Source organism: Caloramator sp. (assembly GCF_020054765.1).
GTDB lineage: Bacteria > Bacillota > Clostridia > Clostridiales > Caloramatoraceae > Thermobrachium > Thermobrachium proteoclasticum.
Genome location: NZ_JAIHAO010000001.1, coordinates 1 through 15,388, shown reverse-complemented (window position 1 = coordinate 15,388; position 15,388 = coordinate 1). Strand labels below are relative to the sequence as shown.

16 protein-coding genes, 2 tRNA genes and 1 riboswitch are annotated in these 15,388 nt (G+C 29.1%); of the genes, 15 read left to right on the top strand and 3 right to left on the bottom strand.

All coding sequences use genetic code 11. The annotated features are described in order from the left end of the window. Nucleotides 1–24: 24 nt before the first annotated feature. From ychF to JG776_RS00080, 3 genes are all read right to left on the bottom strand, one after another. Complete coding sequence (ychF, locus tag JG776_RS00090; protein WP_291963827.1) at nt 25–1,122, bottom strand: redox-regulated ATPase YchF; 1,098 nt, start codon at nt 1,120–1,122, stop codon at nt 25–27. 107 nt (nt 1,123–1,229) lie between these two features. Beyond that, nucleotides 1,230–1,316, bottom strand: a tRNA-Leu gene (locus JG776_RS00085). Nucleotides 1,317–1,396: 80 nt separating this feature from the next. Then, nucleotides 1,397–1,726, bottom strand: coding sequence for a hypothetical protein (locus JG776_RS00080; protein ID WP_291963826.1), 330 nt, complete (start codon nt 1,724–1,726; stop codon nt 1,397–1,399). 130 nt (nt 1,727–1,856) lie between these two features. On the opposite strand from JG776_RS00080, the gene polA reads away from it, so the two are divergent. The 15 genes from polA to JG776_RS00005 all read left to right on the top strand — a co-directional run bounded on the left by polA (nt 1,857) and on the right by JG776_RS00005 (nt 15,276). After that, nucleotides 1,857–4,397 carry a DNA polymerase I gene (gene polA, locus JG776_RS00075; RefSeq protein ID WP_291963979.1) on the top strand — a complete coding sequence of 847 codons (2,541 nt, stop codon included), beginning with the start codon at nt 1,857–1,859 and terminating at the stop codon, nt 4,395–4,397. Nucleotides 4,398–4,405: 8 nt separating this feature from the next. Beyond that, nucleotides 4,406–5,014 (top strand): dephospho-CoA kinase, encoded by a 609-nt coding sequence (gene coaE, locus JG776_RS00070; protein WP_291963825.1) that lies wholly within the window; start codon nt 4,406–4,408, stop codon nt 5,012–5,014. Then, entirely contained in the window at nt 5,007–5,552 is a 546-nt protein-coding gene (locus JG776_RS00065; RefSeq protein WP_291963824.1) for a lytic transglycosylase domain-containing protein, read from the top strand. The genes coaE and JG776_RS00065 overlap by 8 nt, the downstream gene beginning before the upstream one ends. Nucleotides 5,553–5,580: 28 nt before the next feature. Continuing rightward, nucleotides 5,581–5,664: transfer RNA gene (locus tag JG776_RS00060), tRNA-Leu, on the top strand. A gap of 302 nt (nt 5,665–5,966) precedes the next feature. After that, on the top strand, nt 5,967–6,473 hold the full coding sequence (locus JG776_RS00055) for a GNAT family N-acetyltransferase (protein ID WP_291963823.1): 507 nt from the start codon (nt 5,967–5,969) through the stop codon (nt 6,471–6,473). 1 nt (nt 6,474) lies between these two features. Then, the gene (locus JG776_RS00050) at nt 6,475–7,116 is read left to right on the top strand and encodes a lactate utilization protein (protein WP_291963822.1); all 642 of its coding nucleotides are present in this window, start codon (nt 6,475–6,477) and stop codon (nt 7,114–7,116) included. Between the two features lie 42 nt (nt 7,117–7,158). After that, nucleotides 7,159–7,283: riboswitch (cyclic di-AMP (ydaO/yuaA leader) on the top strand. Between the two features lie 5 nt (nt 7,284–7,288). Continuing rightward, a complete protein-coding gene (locus tag JG776_RS00045) occupies nt 7,289–7,888 on the top strand; it encodes a C40 family peptidase (protein ID WP_291963821.1) in 600 nt (199 codons plus the stop codon). Between the two features lie 110 nt (nt 7,889–7,998). After that, nucleotides 7,999–8,685 carry an SPOR domain-containing protein gene (locus JG776_RS00040; RefSeq protein WP_291963820.1) on the top strand — a complete coding sequence of 229 codons (687 nt, stop codon included), beginning with the start codon at nt 7,999–8,001 and terminating at the stop codon, nt 8,683–8,685. A 111-nt stretch (nt 8,686–8,796) separates the two neighbouring features. Beyond that, entirely contained in the window at nt 8,797–9,054 is a 258-nt protein-coding gene (locus tag JG776_RS00035; RefSeq protein ID WP_291963819.1) for a DUF4321 domain-containing protein, read from the top strand. A gap of 5 nt (nt 9,055–9,059) precedes the next feature. After that, nucleotides 9,060–9,626, top strand: a complete 567-nt coding sequence (locus JG776_RS00030; RefSeq protein ID WP_291963818.1) for a nucleoside triphosphate pyrophosphatase — start codon at nt 9,060–9,062, stop codon at nt 9,624–9,626. Nucleotides 9,627–9,639: 13 nt separating this feature from the next. Then, nucleotides 9,640–10,329 (top strand): DNA repair protein RadC, encoded by a 690-nt coding sequence (radC, locus tag JG776_RS00025; protein WP_291963817.1) that lies wholly within the window; start codon nt 9,640–9,642, stop codon nt 10,327–10,329. A 22-nt stretch (nt 10,330–10,351) separates the two neighbouring features. Beyond that, nucleotides 10,352–11,389 (top strand): rod shape-determining protein, encoded by a 1,038-nt coding sequence (locus JG776_RS00020; RefSeq protein ID WP_291963816.1) that lies wholly within the window; start codon nt 10,352–10,354, stop codon nt 11,387–11,389. A 19-nt stretch (nt 11,390–11,408) separates the two neighbouring features. After that, the gene (gene mreC, locus JG776_RS00015) at nt 11,409–12,230 is read left to right on the top strand and encodes a rod shape-determining protein MreC (RefSeq protein ID WP_291963815.1); all 822 of its coding nucleotides are present in this window, start codon (nt 11,409–11,411) and stop codon (nt 12,228–12,230) included. A gap of 13 nt (nt 12,231–12,243) precedes the next feature. Next, the gene (gene mreD / locus JG776_RS00010) at nt 12,244–12,750 is read left to right on the top strand and encodes a rod shape-determining protein MreD (RefSeq protein WP_291963814.1); all 507 of its coding nucleotides are present in this window, start codon (nt 12,244–12,246) and stop codon (nt 12,748–12,750) included. Nucleotides 12,751–12,762: 12 nt separating this feature from the next. Further along, nucleotides 12,763–15,276: a penicillin-binding transpeptidase domain-containing protein gene (locus JG776_RS00005; RefSeq protein WP_291963813.1), complete on the top strand. Its 2,514-nt coding sequence runs from the start codon at nt 12,763–12,765 to the stop codon at nt 15,274–15,276. Nucleotides 15,277–15,388 lie beyond the last annotated feature (112 nt).

The following is a 15,388-nucleotide window of genomic DNA, read 5'->3' as shown; positions in this document are numbered from 1 at the left end:
ATAGGCTGCGTTTGCAGCCTATTCTTAGACGTTGAAACGGAATACAATTACATCTCCATCTTGCACAACATATTCTTTTCCTTCAAGCCTGATAAGTCCCTTCTCACGGGCAGCAGTTTCTGAGCCATTTGCAACTAAGTCTTCAAAAGAAATTACTTCTGCACGTATAAAGCCACGCTCAATATCTGAGTGTATTTTTCCTGCAGCCTGAGGAGCTTTAGTTCCTTTTCTTATTGTCCAAGCTCTAACTTCTTTTGGACCAGCTGTTAAGAAGCTAATTAAACCAAGTAAATCATAGCTGGCTCTAATTAACTTATTTAATCCAGGTTCTTCAAGTCCATAATCACTTAAAAATTCTTGTTTTTCATCATCGGATAGCATTGATATTTCTTCTTCAAGTTTTGCACAAATAGGTATTACTTGCGAATTTTCAGCTTTTGCATATTCTATTACTTTATTTAATAATCTGTTATTGTCATATCCATTTATTATGTCATCTTCAGATAAATTTGCTACATATAGAACTGGTTTTGAGGTTAGTAAAAAATATTGCTTTAAAAATTCTCTCTCTTCATCAGTCATTTCAATAGTTCTTGCAGGTTTCATTTGTTCAAGATGTGCCTTTAGTCTTTCCATAAAATTGAGCTCCTCTTGAGCTTTTTTATCACCTGATCTTGCTGTTTTTCTTGTCTTATCTATTCTTCTATCAAGAACTTCCATATCAGAAAATATTAGTTCAAGATTTATTGTTTCAATATCTCTAATAGGGTCAACTGACCCTTCAACGTGAACAATGTTTGTATCTTCAAAACATCTAACAACGTGAACTATTGCTTCTACTTCTCTTATATGAGATAAAAACTTATTTCCAAGACCTTCACCTTTGCTTGCACCTCTTACTAAACCTGCTATGTCGTAAAACTCAACTATTGCAGGGGTAACCTTTTCTGGGTTATACATATTTGCAAGCACATCAAGTCTTTTATCAGGTACAGCAACAACACCAACGTTTGGCTCAATTGTACAGAAGGGATAATTAGCTGATTCGGCACCAGCTTGAGTTATTGCATTAAAAAGAGTACTTTTACCAACATTAGGTAATCCTACAATACCAAGCTTCATATATATCTTCCTTTCTTTGTTTTCTATTAATTACACAAAATAAATTTTAGCAAAAGTAGGCTAATTTTTTCAAGTGTTAAAAAATAAAAGGCTGCTAATGCAGCCTTTGGTGCCGAAGGCGGGGGTCGAACCCGCACGGGTGTTACCCCACCGGATTTTGAGTCCGGCGCGTCTGCCAATTCCACCACTTCGGCAAGAACAATTTGATATTAGCATATTTATATATTTTTGTCAATAGATTAAATTGGTTATATTAATCATAAAAAAGGCAGAATCATTTACTGCCTTTTTTTATTCTATTTGGTTTTGGTTTTGGACGACCTATAACAGGTTTTTGTTTTTCAATTTTAGCTAATCTTATTAATTCAAAATAAGTTAAGAAAAACACAACAAATAAAGTTGTTTGAAGAAGTTGTAGAGTAATTGATTTTATGTAATATGCTTTAAAAATAAATGGGAAAAATAATGTAAATGCAATCAATAGAAAAAGTAGCCATTTTTTACCCTTAAAAAAATTAATTAAGTAGGGTTTTGACACATTAAAAATTGATAACGAAATTATAGTTAAAACAATAATTAAAAATATTTGATATAAAATCTGCATCTAAAAATACCTCCTTTTCAATTATATTATATCAATATTTAAAAATATTTCTATAGTTAATAACTAATTGAAGAATATTTAATATAGTGTTATTATATTAAAAAAAGAAAATGGAGTGTGAATAATGGATATGAGTAATAAACTGCTAATAATAGATGGTAATAGTTTAATGAATAGAGTTTTTTATGCGTTACCACCAATGAACAATAGCGAAGGGAAACATACTAATGCGGTCTATGGATTATCGGTAATTCTTTTAAAAATTATAAAAGATTTAAAACCTAATTATATTGCAGCAGCTTTTGATAAGAAGGCTCCAACTTTTAGGCATATTGAATATGAGGAATACAAAGCAGGCAGAAAAAAAATGCCTGATGAGCTTTCAGAACAATTTCCAATAGCAAAGGAATTGTTAAGAGCCTTTAATGTAGGTATATATGAGATAGAAGGTTATGAAGCTGATGATATTATTGGAACAATGAGTAGTAAATTTGAACAAGAAGGTTTTGAAATATACATATTAACTGGAGATAGGGATTCTTTACAATTAGTATCGCATTTTACAAAGGTATTAATAACAAAAAAAGGCATTACTGACTTGGAAGTATATGATATAGAAGCTATTATACAAAAATATGGTTTTGAACCTGATAAAATTATTGATTTAAAGGGTTTAATGGGTGATACTTCAGATAATATACCTGGTGTGCCAGGTATAGGTGAAAAAACGGCAATGAAATTATTAAGTGAATTTGGTACTATTGAGAATATATATGAAAACATAGATAAGATAACAGCTAAAAAAGTCAAAGAAAATTTAATAAATAATAAAGAACAAGCTTTCTTGAGTAAAAAATTAGCTACTATTAATAAAAATGTTCCTATAAGTTTCAATCTTGATGAAATGAATATAGAGAAGTGTGATTATGATAAGGTTATAGGTATATTTGAGGAATTAGATTTTAAGAGTTTAATTAATAAGGTACCAAACGTTGAAGATCAAAATAAAGATGAAGTCAAAAAAGTTGAGTTGAATTTTAATATTGATGAATTAAAACTATTTTTAAAAGACAAAGATGAAATTTATTTTTATTATGTAAAAGAAGAAGATATATTAATATTTGAAAATGGTTATGCAATAAGAGGAAATCATTTAGAGGAATTTAAGGAGGTATTTGAGGATAAAAATATTGAAAAAAATACATATGATGCAAAGGCATTATATAATAGGCTTAGGGCTTATGGTATAAATCTAAAAGGGCTTAAAAATGATTTAGGAATAATATTATATTTATTAAATCCTTCAGATGATTTTTCTTCAAATAATAAGGTAATAGCCAATTTATTGAGGATAAATGAAAATGAATTGAAAAATGAGCATATACCAATTTTTGTTAGTTTAATGAAGCAACTAATTGAAGAAAAGCTAAGATTGATAAAAGAATACTCCCTTGAAAAATTGTTATATGAAATAGAAATTCCATTAATTGAAGTTTTAGCATCAATGGAACATTATGGATTTAGGATAAACAAGGAAGTATTAAAAGATATAGGGTTTAAACTATCAGAAGAAATTGATAAATTGACTTCAGAGATTTATGACATAGCTGGTGAAGAATTTAATATTAATTCACCAAAGCAATTAGGGGTTATTTTATTTGAAAAATTAAATTTACCAGTTATTAGAAAGACAAAAACAGGATACTCTACTAATGCTGAAGTACTTGAAGAATTAAGGGATAAACACGAAATTGTATCAAAAATTATAATATATAGACAACTTGTAAAACTTAAGACAACATATATCGATGGATTAATGAATGCAGTACAAGCAGATGGAAAGATTCATTCGAATTTTAATCAAATGATTACTGCTACAGGAAGAATATCAAGTACTGATCCTAATCTTCAAAACATACCTATAAAATTAGAACAGGGAAGAGAAATAAGACGTGCCTTCGAACCTGAAAATAATAATTATGTAATTTTAACAGCTGATTATTCTCAAATAGAATTGAGATTGCTTGCACATATTTCAGGTGATGAAAATTTAATTGAGTCCTTTAAAAATGGTGAGGATATACATAAAAGAACAGCATCAGAGGTCTTTAATATACCAATTGATGAAGTTACAGCAATACAAAGAAGTAGAGCAAAAGCTATCAATTTTGGCATAGTGTATGGATTAAGTGATTTTGGATTGGCACAGGATTTAAAAATTTCAAGAAAGGAAGCAAAGGAATATATAGAAAATTATTTTGCAAGATATACTGGAGTTAGGAAGTATCTTGATGATGTAATAAAAAGAGCAAAAGAAAATGGGTATGTAAAGACAATATTTAATAGAATAAGGTTTATACCCGAAATTAATTCATCAAACAGAAATATAAGGATGCTTGGAGAAAGATTAGCAATGAATACTCCAATACAGGGTTCAGCAGCTGATATAATTAAAATTGCAATGGTAAATGTTTATAGAAAGTTAGAAGAATTGGGATTAAAATCAAGAATTATTTTACAAGTTCACGATGAATTGGTTTTAGAAGTTCATAAAGAAGAAATAGAAGAAGTGAAGAAAATAGTGAAATTTGAAATGGAGAATTGTGTTGAGTTAAAGGTTCCACTAATTGTTGATATAAAATGGGCAAATAACTGGTACAAAGCTAAGTAGGTGATTTTATGAAAATAATAGGATTAACTGGAGGAATTGCCTCCGGTAAATCTACAGTTTCTAATTACTTAATTTTAAGGGGATTAGATGTTATAGATGCAGATTTAATCTCAAGAGAGATTTATCAGATTGGGGAAAAGGCATATAGAATTGTAGTAGATGAGTTTGGAAAAGATATACTAAATGAAGATTTAACAATCAATAGAAAAAAACTTGCACAAATTGTATTTAGTAATAATGATCAATTAAAAAAATTAAATGAGATTACTCATCCAATTATTTATGAAAAAATTAAAAAAAGAGTAGATGAAGTTTGTAAAATGAACAAAAGAGTATGTATAATTGATGCAGCACTTTTGTTTGAAAGTAATTGGTATAAGATATGCGATATTAAATGGCTTGTTTATGTTGATAAAATAACACAAATCAAAAGACTAATTGAGAGGGATAAAATAAGTGAAGAGGATGCAGTTAAAAGGATAAATGCCCAGATGCCTATTGAGGAAAAAATAAAATTAGCTGATTTTATAATTAACAATTCAAGAGAATTAAGATATACTTATGAGCAAGTAGACATATTATTAAACATAGCACTTAATGGAGGAAGTAATGAATAAAGTTTTAAGGCTTTTATGCTTAATATTAATTGTATTGATGGCAATAAACCATAAAGCGATTTTAAGGAGTATTTTTCCTTTAAAGTATAATAATCTGGTTTATAAGTATTCCAAACAATATAATATCGATTCAATGTTGGTTTTTGCAGTAATTAAAGCAGAAAGCAACTTTAATGAAAATGCAGTATCCAAAAAAGGTGCTGTTGGGCTTATGCAAATTACTCCAAAAACAGGGGAGTATATTGCGGATTTAATGAATGATAAAACCTATAAAAATGAAAAACTATTTGAACCAGAAATGAACATAAAATATGGATGTTTTTATTTAAAGAGAATGATAAATCAATATGATGGAAATATAGAGCTTGCACTAATGGCATATAATGCAGGCTCTACAAATGTAAATCGATGGATTCAGTCATTAGGAAATGACTTTGACGTTGATTTGATTCCATTTAGTGAAACAAAAAATTATGTAAAAAAAATTAAAAAATACTATAATTTATATCAATATATTTATACGGATATTGACAAATAGTAATTAAAATGTTAAAATATATGAGTAAGCGGAGATGGCGGAATCGGCAGACGCGCACGTTTGAGGGGCGTGTGGGTATCCCGTGCGGGTTCAAGTCCCGCTCTCCGCACCAATGGTGATAAAAAAGGCCTTTGTTAAAGGGCCTTTCATTTTTGGCTCTTTGTCGATTGTGGGGCGGGTATTCGATTAGAATGCCTGTCCTTTCTTGTTAGAAAATTATTTAAGAAAGAAGGCTGTATTTTGGAGTGTATCCTTTAAAAATTGTAAAATAAAAAACTAATGCAATTTGGAATTTAAAATTGTTTATTATAATTTTTTAACTATAAAAAACATAATGTTTGTTGTTAAAAGCATAGAAGGAATTTTTACTTTTTTGGAGAATTAATAAAATATAAATTATTTTTAGGTGATATTATGATACCAATTTTAATAAATGAGGGAGAATTAACCATAAAATCAATAAACAAAAAGGACTTAAATAGTATATACGTTTTTTTAAAAGAACTAAACGGTAAGCATAAATTGTATTACGACAATGATTTGAATTTTGACTATATTAAAAAAAGGTATATTGAGACTCTAATAAATTCTATGGAATATTTTTGTGGTATATACAGTCAAAATGAGTTAATTGGTATTTTAAAGGGGAGATTAGAAGTAAAGGGAGAACTGGAATCTTGGCTAATGGCTCTTTATTTAAAGAAAAATTTATTAGAACAAGAAGAAGGAAATTTGATATTAAAGAATTTTGAAGAATACTTATATCACGTCTATAATGTTAGGGTTTTTAATGTAATTGTAAATGACAGTTGTGAATGTGATGAATTCTGGGAAAAAAATGGATATAATTTCAATCGAAAATTAAATTATCAAGATAGAGTATCTAATTCATATATATATACAAAAAGAAGGGGAGGATAATATGGATTATAATACTAATTGGTATTATGATAAAAAAATTGAAAGGACAAAAAAAGCACTGGAGAAAAATAACTATGAAGTATATGTTGTAGATAATGTTGAAGAAATGAAGGAGAAGGTTTTAGAATTAATACAAGATAAAAGCAAAGTGTCCTTTGGTGGTTCAATGACTTTGGTTAATTCAGGGATATTAGAGGATTTAAGGAAAAAGGATGTAGTACTTTTAGATAGATATAAAGAAGGTTTAACAGGAGATGAGATAGGTAATTTATATAGAGAAACTTTTTTTGCTGATTATTACATAACAAGCAGCAATGCTGTAACAGAAAATGGGGAGTTAGTTAATCTTGATGGAACAGGCAATAGAGTTGCAGCTATGATTTTTGGACCTAAGAAGGTTATAGTTTTAGTAGGTAAGAATAAAATTGTCAAGGATTTAGATGAGGCATATGATAGAGTGAGAAATTATGCTTCTCCTATTAATGCAAAAAGGTTAAATAGGCGAACCCCTTGTTGTGAAACTGGATACTGTATGGATTGTAATTCAAGTGATAGAATATGTAATCATTATGTGATTACCTATAGGCAAAATGTAAAGGGCAGGGGAATAGTAATAATTGTCAAAGAAGATTTAGGTTATTAATGTTGAAGTTTTAATTTTTTATAGTATAATATATTTTATACAAAATTTAGATTGCCGAATCTCATTAGAGTACGGAGGAACCAATAATTGGGGTGAAGCTATTAATTAGTGGGGATACCTTCTTCCTAACCCGTCAGCTAACTCCGGAGGCGAAGAAGGGATGGTGTATTGGATGTTAAATAAAAAAATGCTGTCATTTACTTTGACATTAACGTTAGTATTAACAGCAGTTCCAATTTTTGATGTACAAGCAGCAAAAACAACAAAGCAAAATAAAAAAGTTGTTGTACAAAGGAAAAATAATAAGAAGGTAAGTGTACAAAAAAAGAAAAAGACAATTAAAAGAACAGCATCAATGGGAAGAATATATTCAAGAGGTTCAGGTTCAGTAATTGCAGTAGGAAATGTTGAACAAGTTGAAGACATAGCAAAGTCACTGCTTGGAGTAAGGTATGTTTATGGTGGAACAACAACTAATGGTTTAGACTGTTCAGGTTTTGTACAATATGTTTACAAAAAAATGGGTGTAGTTTTACCAAGAACAGCAAGTCAGCAGGCAAGAGTAGGATTAGCTGTGTCAAAGGATAATCTTAGAAAAGGAGATCTTGTGTTTTTTGAAACAGTAAGTGCTGGCATTTCTCATGTTGGTATTTATTTAGGTAATGGAAAGTTTATACATGCGTCATCGACTAAAAAGGGAGTAACTATATCATCACTAAATTCAGGATATTATAATGAAAGATATAGAGGAGCAGTTAGAATATTAAAATAAAGCCTATTAAAGGCTTTATTTTTTTATGTTCAAAGATAATTTTATATAAAAAATATAATAATTTCTTACTTAATTAAATATAATTTAATTGAAATAAAGGAGGGGATAAGATGAGATACACAAGGTTAGAATTAAAAAAGAATGGTTTATCAAAGTTTGAATTAGGTATTTTATATTTTATATTAATAATACCAATAGTATCAATAATGGTGGGTTGGGCCATAACAAATTTTATAATACTACCAAAATTCAATATAAAAAATGATGATGTAAATACAATTACACTTAATAAAGCAAATAAAGTTTATCTATTACAAGTTGGTGTTTTTACAAATGAAACAAACGCAAAGAGTATGATTCAAGAACTGAATAAAATAGGTGTGTATGGTCATTACTATAAAGATAACGATATTTATAGAGTTATAACGGATGTATCTACAGATTTAAACTCTATTAAAAATAAAAAGCTGGAACTTGAAAAAGAACGTATAAATTCAATTATAAGACAGTTAGATATCAACTATAAAAATAATCAACAGGTTGAAAAGACAACAGATGATATAAACAAACTAATCATAGCTCAAATATTGGTAAAAGATGGACAAGTTTCTCGAGAACAGTTTAATGATTTGCTAAAGGAGTTTTATAATAAATATAAAGACGATAACAATATAAATGATGTAATTAATATTTTAACAGATTATCAAGAAGCCATTAAAAGCAATAATCAAGATAAAGTTATTTATTATATTGTTAAAAGTATGAATTATTATAACGTTGTTCAGACTAAATATTAAATTTTTATTAATATAGATATAGGTATTGTAGTTAATATTTTTAAATGATAAACTTATTTGTGATATGATTAAAATTATTATTTTTTGTCAACATTTAAGAGGGGGAAATTTATGGGTAAAACAAAGGAAAAAATATTTGATTTTTTTGTATTACTTCTTTGTGTATTAGCAGGGGAAGCTATATATATGGCTCTATCTAAAATTAAAAGTTTGAGTTTTTTAACTACTGAGTTAGTTATAGGAACTCAAAAGCCCATAATTATTGACCTTTTGTTTTTTAATTTTATATTAGGATTTAATTTGAAATTAAATTTATTTACTATACTGGGTTTAATATTAGGTATTATTTTTATAAAAAGAGTTAGGTGATACAAATGAAAATAATTTTAGCATCGTCATCTCCAAGAAGAATAGAATTGTTAAAAAATTTAAATTTAAATTTTGATGTTGTTCCATCTGACTTTAAAGAAGAAATAAATTTAAATGATCCTATTGAACTTGTTAAAAGTTTTGCTTATAATAAGGCTTTAGATGTAAAAGAAAAAGTTAATAATGAAGCCTTAATTATTGCTGCTGATACTATAGTCTATAAAGATGGAAGAGTTCTTGGAAAGCCTTCTGATGAAGAGGATGCTTTAAAAATGCTTAAATTTTTAAGTGGGGATCGCCACGAGGTTTACACAGGAGTATGTGTTATGTATCAAAGTGAATGTATTGTTGATTATTCTTGTACATACGTATACTTTAAAGAATTAAGTGATTTACAAATAAAATGGTATATTCAAACCAATGAACCCTTTGGTAAAGCTGGTGCTTATGCTATTCAAGGATTTGGAGGTTTATTTGTAGAAAAAATAGATGGATGCTATTTTAATGTGGTTGGTTTACCATTAAGTAAATTATATGATATAATTAATAGGATGGGGATAAATTTGTTTTAAGGAGAAGGATAATATGGACTGTTATTCAATTAAAATTAAAGATATCCCCATTAATGAAAGACCAAGAGAAAGACTTTTGAAATATGGTGAAGAAGTCCTATCAAATCAAGAACTTTTAGCAATAATATTGCGTACTGGTACTAAGTCAGAAAGTGCACTTGATTTAGCTAAAAGATTAATTACGCATTATGGAGGAATAACATTTATTGCAAAAAGTTCTGTATATGAACTTAGCAAAATAAAGGGAATAGGTCTTGCTAAGGCATGTGAAATAAAAGCTTGTGTTGAAATAGGAAAAAGGTTAAATTCATTTAAAGGCAATAACAGAGTTAAAATAATTTCACCTGAAGATGTTGCTATTCTTGTAATGGATGAGATGAGATTTCTATCAAAGGAGCATTTTAGAGTTATATTTTTAAATACAAAAAATTATGTTATACAAATAAAGGATATATCAATAGGAAGTTTAAATTCATCAGTAGTACATCCAAGAGAAGTTTTTATAGAGGCAATTAAAGTTAGTTCTGCTTCGATTATATTATGCCATAATCATCCTTCAGGAGATGTAACTCCAAGTCAAGAGGATATAAATATTACGAAGCGATTAATTGAGGCAGGAAAAATAATTGGAATTGAAGTTTTAGACCATATTATAATTGGAGATATAAATTATTTAAGCTTTAAAGAAAAAAATATAATATGACATCATGAAAGGAGTATGAAATATGGGATTATTTAGCATTTCAAAAGATATGGGAATTGATTTAGGAACTGCAAATACTTTGATATATTTAAAGGGTAAGGGAATAATTTTAAGGGAGCCATCAGTTGTTGCTATACGAAATGATAATACAAAGCAGGTACTGGCAGTTGGAGATGAAGCTAAGGAAATGATAGGTAGAACACCAGGTAATATTGTTGCAATAAGACCTCTTAAGGATGGAGTTATAGCAGACTTTGATGTTACACAAACAATGTTAAATAAATTTATAAGAAAAGTAACAAATAATAGTTCGTTTGTGAAGCCAAGAATAGTTGTTTGCTTTCCATCTGGTGTAACAGAAGTTGAAAAAAGAGCTATAGAAGAAGCTACAAAACATGCAGGTGCAAGGGAAGTTTATTTAATGGAGGAACCTATGGCCGCAGCAATAGGTGCAGGTCTTCCAGTTAGCGAACCTACAGGAAGTATGGTTGTAGATATAGGTGGAGGAACAACTGAGGTTGCAGTTATCTCACTTGGAGGAATAGTTACAAGCAAGTCTCTTAGAATAGCAGGTGATGAGCTTGATCAGTCAATCGTACAATATATAAAGAAGGAATATAATTTAATGATTGGTAAAAGAACAGCTGAACAGATTAAAATGGAGATTGGGTCAGCTTTCCCAGATGAAGAAGAAACAACAATGGACATAAAGGGAAGGGATTTAATATCAGGGTTACCAAAGGTAATAACAATATCATCAGAAGAGATTAGAGAGGCAATAAAGGAACCAGTTGCAGCAATAATAGATTCAATAAAATCGACACTTGAAAAAACTCCACCAGAGCTTGCTGCAGATATTATGGATAAGGGAATAATGTTAACAGGCGGTGGAGCTCTTTTAAAGGGATTAGATAAATTAATAAATAAGGAAACTCATATGCCTGTTCATATTGCAGAAAATCCACTTGACTGTGTTGCTATAGGTGCAGGTAAGGCTCTTGATAATATTGATAAATTAGGTTTAAATAAAGGCTTTGGTTTCCCACAAAAGAATAGATAATAAAGAAAGAGGGAGCTAAATGGATTTTTTAAAGAACAGGTTGTTAACTATAATACTTGTTCTTTGCCTTGTACTGACAATTTTTATTGGAATTACTGCAAATAATAGAAGCAATGAGGGGGCTATACAAGGGGTAATAAGTTCAGCTATAGCCCCAATACAAAAACAAGTATACAATGCGGGGCAAAGAATTTATAATATTTTTTCATTTTTATCTTCAATTTCAACTTTGAGAAAAGAAAATATTGAGCTAAAAAGTCAGCTTCAGGATTTAAAACTAAAATTAATAGATTATGAAAAAGTAAAATCCGAAAATACCGAATTAAATAAACTATTACAATACAAAAATGATAATAATTTCAAATATATATCAGCAAATGTTGTTGGTAGAGTTGGAGATAATTGGTTTAATGTTGTTATATTGGATGTTGGATCTAATGATGGTGTAAAAAAAGGTTGTTATGTTAGAGCAGCAGACGGTTTAGTAGGTAAAGTTGTTGAAGTAAATGCTACAACATCAAAGGTTATGACAATTTTAGATGAAAATTTAAAAATGCCCGTTACAATTAACGAAACAGGCGATGATGGGTTATTAATTGGAAGTAACAACGATAATTTTTGTAAAATTCAATTTTTGCCAAGTGAAACTAAAGCAGATAAAGGTAATATTGTAATAACAAGTAATATAACAACAAATGCAGATGTTTTAGTACCAAGCGGTATTATTGTTGGAACTATAGAAAGAATTGAATATGAAAAGATCAATTTATCAAAAACAGCATATATAAAACCAGCTGTAGATTTTTCCAAAATTAGAAAGGTACAAGTTTTAGTTAAATAAAGGGGAAAGTACTGTGAAAAGAAGTATTACTTTTGTATTGATTGGTTTATTATGTTTAATATTACAAAATGCTCTATTTATGAATTTTAGCATTTTTGGTATAAAAGTAGATATACTGTTAATTTATATTGTGAGTATATCTATGTTTCTTGATAAAGTAGAATTGATATTTGTAGTTTTACCAATAGGCATTTTAAAAGATGCCTTTTTTCCTTATATTTTTGGAATCAATACTTTAATTTATGTAATTGTTTCTTTTGTTGTCAATTTAATAGAAAATAAGATTTACAAGGACACAATAATAATCCCAATATTACTTACTTGTTTATCAACATTGATTAAATTTATACTTGGTTTTATTTTTATATATCCATCAGGTATATTAAATTATAGTTATGAAAAGGTTTTTATATTATTTATTTATGAAATAATTTTAAATGCGGCTATATGTCCTTTTGTGTATAACGCTGTTAAAAGAATAAATATGTCCGAAAAATTAAAAAAGGATTGGAAGTTTTAAGTAGGTGGTTTAATGAAGAAAAATAGAATAAAATACTTTACATTTATATTAATTATGATGTTTCTAACTTTAGCATTAAGGTTAGCGTTCTTACAATTGATAAATGGGGATTATTATAGTCAGCAGGCAGAAGCGGTTTTTAGTAGAGTTTATAGTGAAAAACCACAAAGAGGAGAGATATTAACATCAGAAGGTGTTAAACTTGCAACTAATATACAGAGTTTTAATATAATATATACAGATAATAGAAAGGTTGTACCCGAAAAGGATATTCCAAAGGTTCTTTTAAAGGTAATAAGAGTTTTAAAGAATGAAACGCCAGACTATGAAAAATTGATTTTAGATACCCTACCAATTAAGGTTTATAACGATAAGGTTGAATTTGATTTTGCTGTTTATGTGTCGGAAGAGGATTTAGATTTAAACGATAATGTAAGTGAAGAGGAAAAGTTAAAGAAAATAGAAGAAAGAAGACAAAAAATTCTAAAGGCAAAGGAAGAAAGATTTAAAAAAGATTATAATTTGTCTTTAGATTTAGATGCAAAGCATACTTTATATGAGTTATTTGTAAAATATAAGATATCGAATAAAAATGAAGATAACTATAGTTTTGTTGAAAATATGAGCCTGCAGGAGGCAAGAGATGTTTTAGTTTTGAGATTGTTAATTGAAAAAAATAGATTTTATAAATACAAACCTGTTGAGATAGCTAAAAACGTATCAAGAAAAACAGCCTTTTATATAGCAGCAAAGTCAGAGGAACTACCTAATATATCCTTTAATGAAGAACCTTTAAGATATTATCCAAATGGAGATTTTGCCTCGCATATATTAGGATACCTAAGTAGAGCCGGAGAAGACAAAGCTGAACAGTATAAAAGTTTAGGATACGATATTAACAATGAATGGATTGGAGCTACAGGTCTTGAAGCTAAATTTGAAAATATAACTACAAATGAATATGGTGCATCTCTTAGAGGAGAACCAAAAGAAAAGTATATTACGGTTGATAAATTTGGTAATCAGTTAAAATTAATAGGTGAAGTAGAGGGAATACCAGGTGATACAATTGTTACAACAATAAAATATAATCTACAAAAAGTAGCAGAAGAATCATTAGATAGGCTTTTTAAAAACTTACAGGAAGGTAAGGTGGATGGGACTAAAAGGCCCTATGCAAATAGGGGGGCAGTTGTGGTTGCTGATGTAAAAACAGGTGAGATACTTGCATTAGTGAGTAAACCAAGTTTTGATCCAAATCTATTTGCAGAGTTTGGTACAGTAAAGGAAGAAGAGACAAGACTACGTATTTTTACACCAGAAAAATTTTTAACAGAGACACAAAAATATTATTATGACGTATTAAAACTTGATATAGTACCAAAGCCATTATATAATTATGCTACAAAATCTTTAGTTCCTCCAGGTTCAACTTTCAAACTACTGACATCTATTGCGGCACTGGAGGAGGGGATAATTACTCCTAATACAATTATTGTAGATAAGGGTATGTATAGAGAATTGCCGGGTTTTAAAGGTAATTGTTGGATATGGAATGAAAAGCATTCAACACACGGACCAGTCAACGTTGCTAAAGCATTACAGGTGTCCTGTAATTACTTTTATTACGCAGTTGCACAGAAAATGGGATGGGAAAAATTTGATAAATGGGTTAAAAAATATAATTTTATAAGAGAGGACAATAATTCAGCAACAGGAATTGAAATTGGTGAAAGGTTTGGTCAAGCAAGTAGTATTGAGAGAAGAAAGCAACTTTATGTTAGTAAGTATTTAAAAGTTATTAGAGAAAGACTAAAAATTAAAGAAGATGACAAGATATTATCAGATATAAGAGAAATGTTTCTAAATGAGAATTTGGATGATACAAGATTAGCAGGACTTAGTGAAAATCAAAAAAAATATATAAACAGTGTTTATAAACAATTTATAGCAGAAGCAAAGAGATTGTCTGACCTACTAAGTGCATCAATAGGACAGGGAGAAAACCAATTTACACCACTACAGCTTGCTCAGTTTTATATGACTGTAGTCAATGGAGGAAATAGATATAGACTGCATTTAGTTAAAGAAATATTGAATCCTGATGGCTCTACAAAGTATAAGGTAGAACCAGAAGTATTAGAAAAAGTTGAAATAAAACCAGAAACTTATAATGCAGTAATGCAGGGATTGCAAAAAGTTAATGAAGAAGGTTCTGCAGCAAGTGTTTTTAGAAATTATCCTATTCCAACAGGTGGAAAAACAGGTACTGTCCAATTATTCAATACACTTTCAAGTGAAATGGCTAAAAAAGCAAGTGCAGATGGGGTTGTTGCAAATGGAGTATATGTAGGTGTTGCTCCTATTAGTGATCCACAAATAGTAGTTGTAGTATTAGTTTATAATGCTGCACACGGGTACTCCTGTGCGAGTGTAGTTAAGGATATTTATGATGAGTATTTTGGATTAAATAAAATTCAACAAAATAGTGAAACATCAAGTCAACAATCTTCAACAACCCAGTAATATAATATTATTTAGGCTCTTTGTCAATTGTTGGGGCGGGTATTCGGTTAGAATGCCTGTCCTATCTTGTTTGAGAGTTATTTTAGAAAGATAAGTTAGATTGGGGAGAGTA

Excerpts from the sequence above, each read along its gene's own strand:
- JG776_RS00050 (WP_291963822.1), top strand. The coding sequence starts at position 6,475 with ATGGATTATAATACTAATTGGTATTATGATAAAAAAATTGAAAGGACA.
- polA (WP_291963979.1), top strand. The coding sequence starts at position 1,857 with ATGAGTAATAAACTGCTAATAATAGATGGTAATAGTTTAATGAATAGA.
- JG776_RS00005 (WP_291963813.1), top strand. The coding sequence starts at position 12,763 with ATGAAGAAAAATAGAATAAAATACTTTACATTTATATTAATTATGATG.
- JG776_RS00055 (WP_291963823.1), top strand. The coding sequence starts at position 5,967 with ATGATACCAATTTTAATAAATGAGGGAGAATTAACCATAAAATCAATA.
- mreC (WP_291963815.1), top strand. The coding sequence starts at position 11,409 with ATGGATTTTTTAAAGAACAGGTTGTTAACTATAATACTTGTTCTTTGC.
- radC (WP_291963817.1), top strand. The coding sequence starts at position 9,640 with ATGGACTGTTATTCAATTAAAATTAAAGATATCCCCATTAATGAAAGA.
- JG776_RS00065 (WP_291963824.1), top strand. The coding sequence starts at position 5,007 with ATGAATAAAGTTTTAAGGCTTTTATGCTTAATATTAATTGTATTGATG.
- JG776_RS00040 (WP_291963820.1), top strand. The coding sequence starts at position 7,999 with ATGAGATACACAAGGTTAGAATTAAAAAAGAATGGTTTATCAAAGTTT.
- JG776_RS00035 (WP_291963819.1), top strand. The coding sequence starts at position 8,797 with ATGGGTAAAACAAAGGAAAAAATATTTGATTTTTTTGTATTACTTCTT.
- JG776_RS00045 (WP_291963821.1), top strand. The coding sequence starts at position 7,289 with ATGTTAAATAAAAAAATGCTGTCATTTACTTTGACATTAACGTTAGTA.
- ychF (WP_291963827.1), bottom strand. The coding sequence starts at position 1,122 with ATGAAGCTTGGTATTGTAGGATTACCTAATGTTGGTAAAAGTACTCTT.
- JG776_RS00030 (WP_291963818.1), top strand. The coding sequence starts at position 9,060 with ATGAAAATAATTTTAGCATCGTCATCTCCAAGAAGAATAGAATTGTTA.
- JG776_RS00080 (WP_291963826.1), bottom strand. The coding sequence starts at position 1,726 with ATGCAGATTTTATATCAAATATTTTTAATTATTGTTTTAACTATAATT.
- coaE (WP_291963825.1), top strand. The coding sequence starts at position 4,406 with ATGAAAATAATAGGATTAACTGGAGGAATTGCCTCCGGTAAATCTACA.
- JG776_RS00020 (WP_291963816.1), top strand. The coding sequence starts at position 10,352 with ATGGGATTATTTAGCATTTCAAAAGATATGGGAATTGATTTAGGAACT.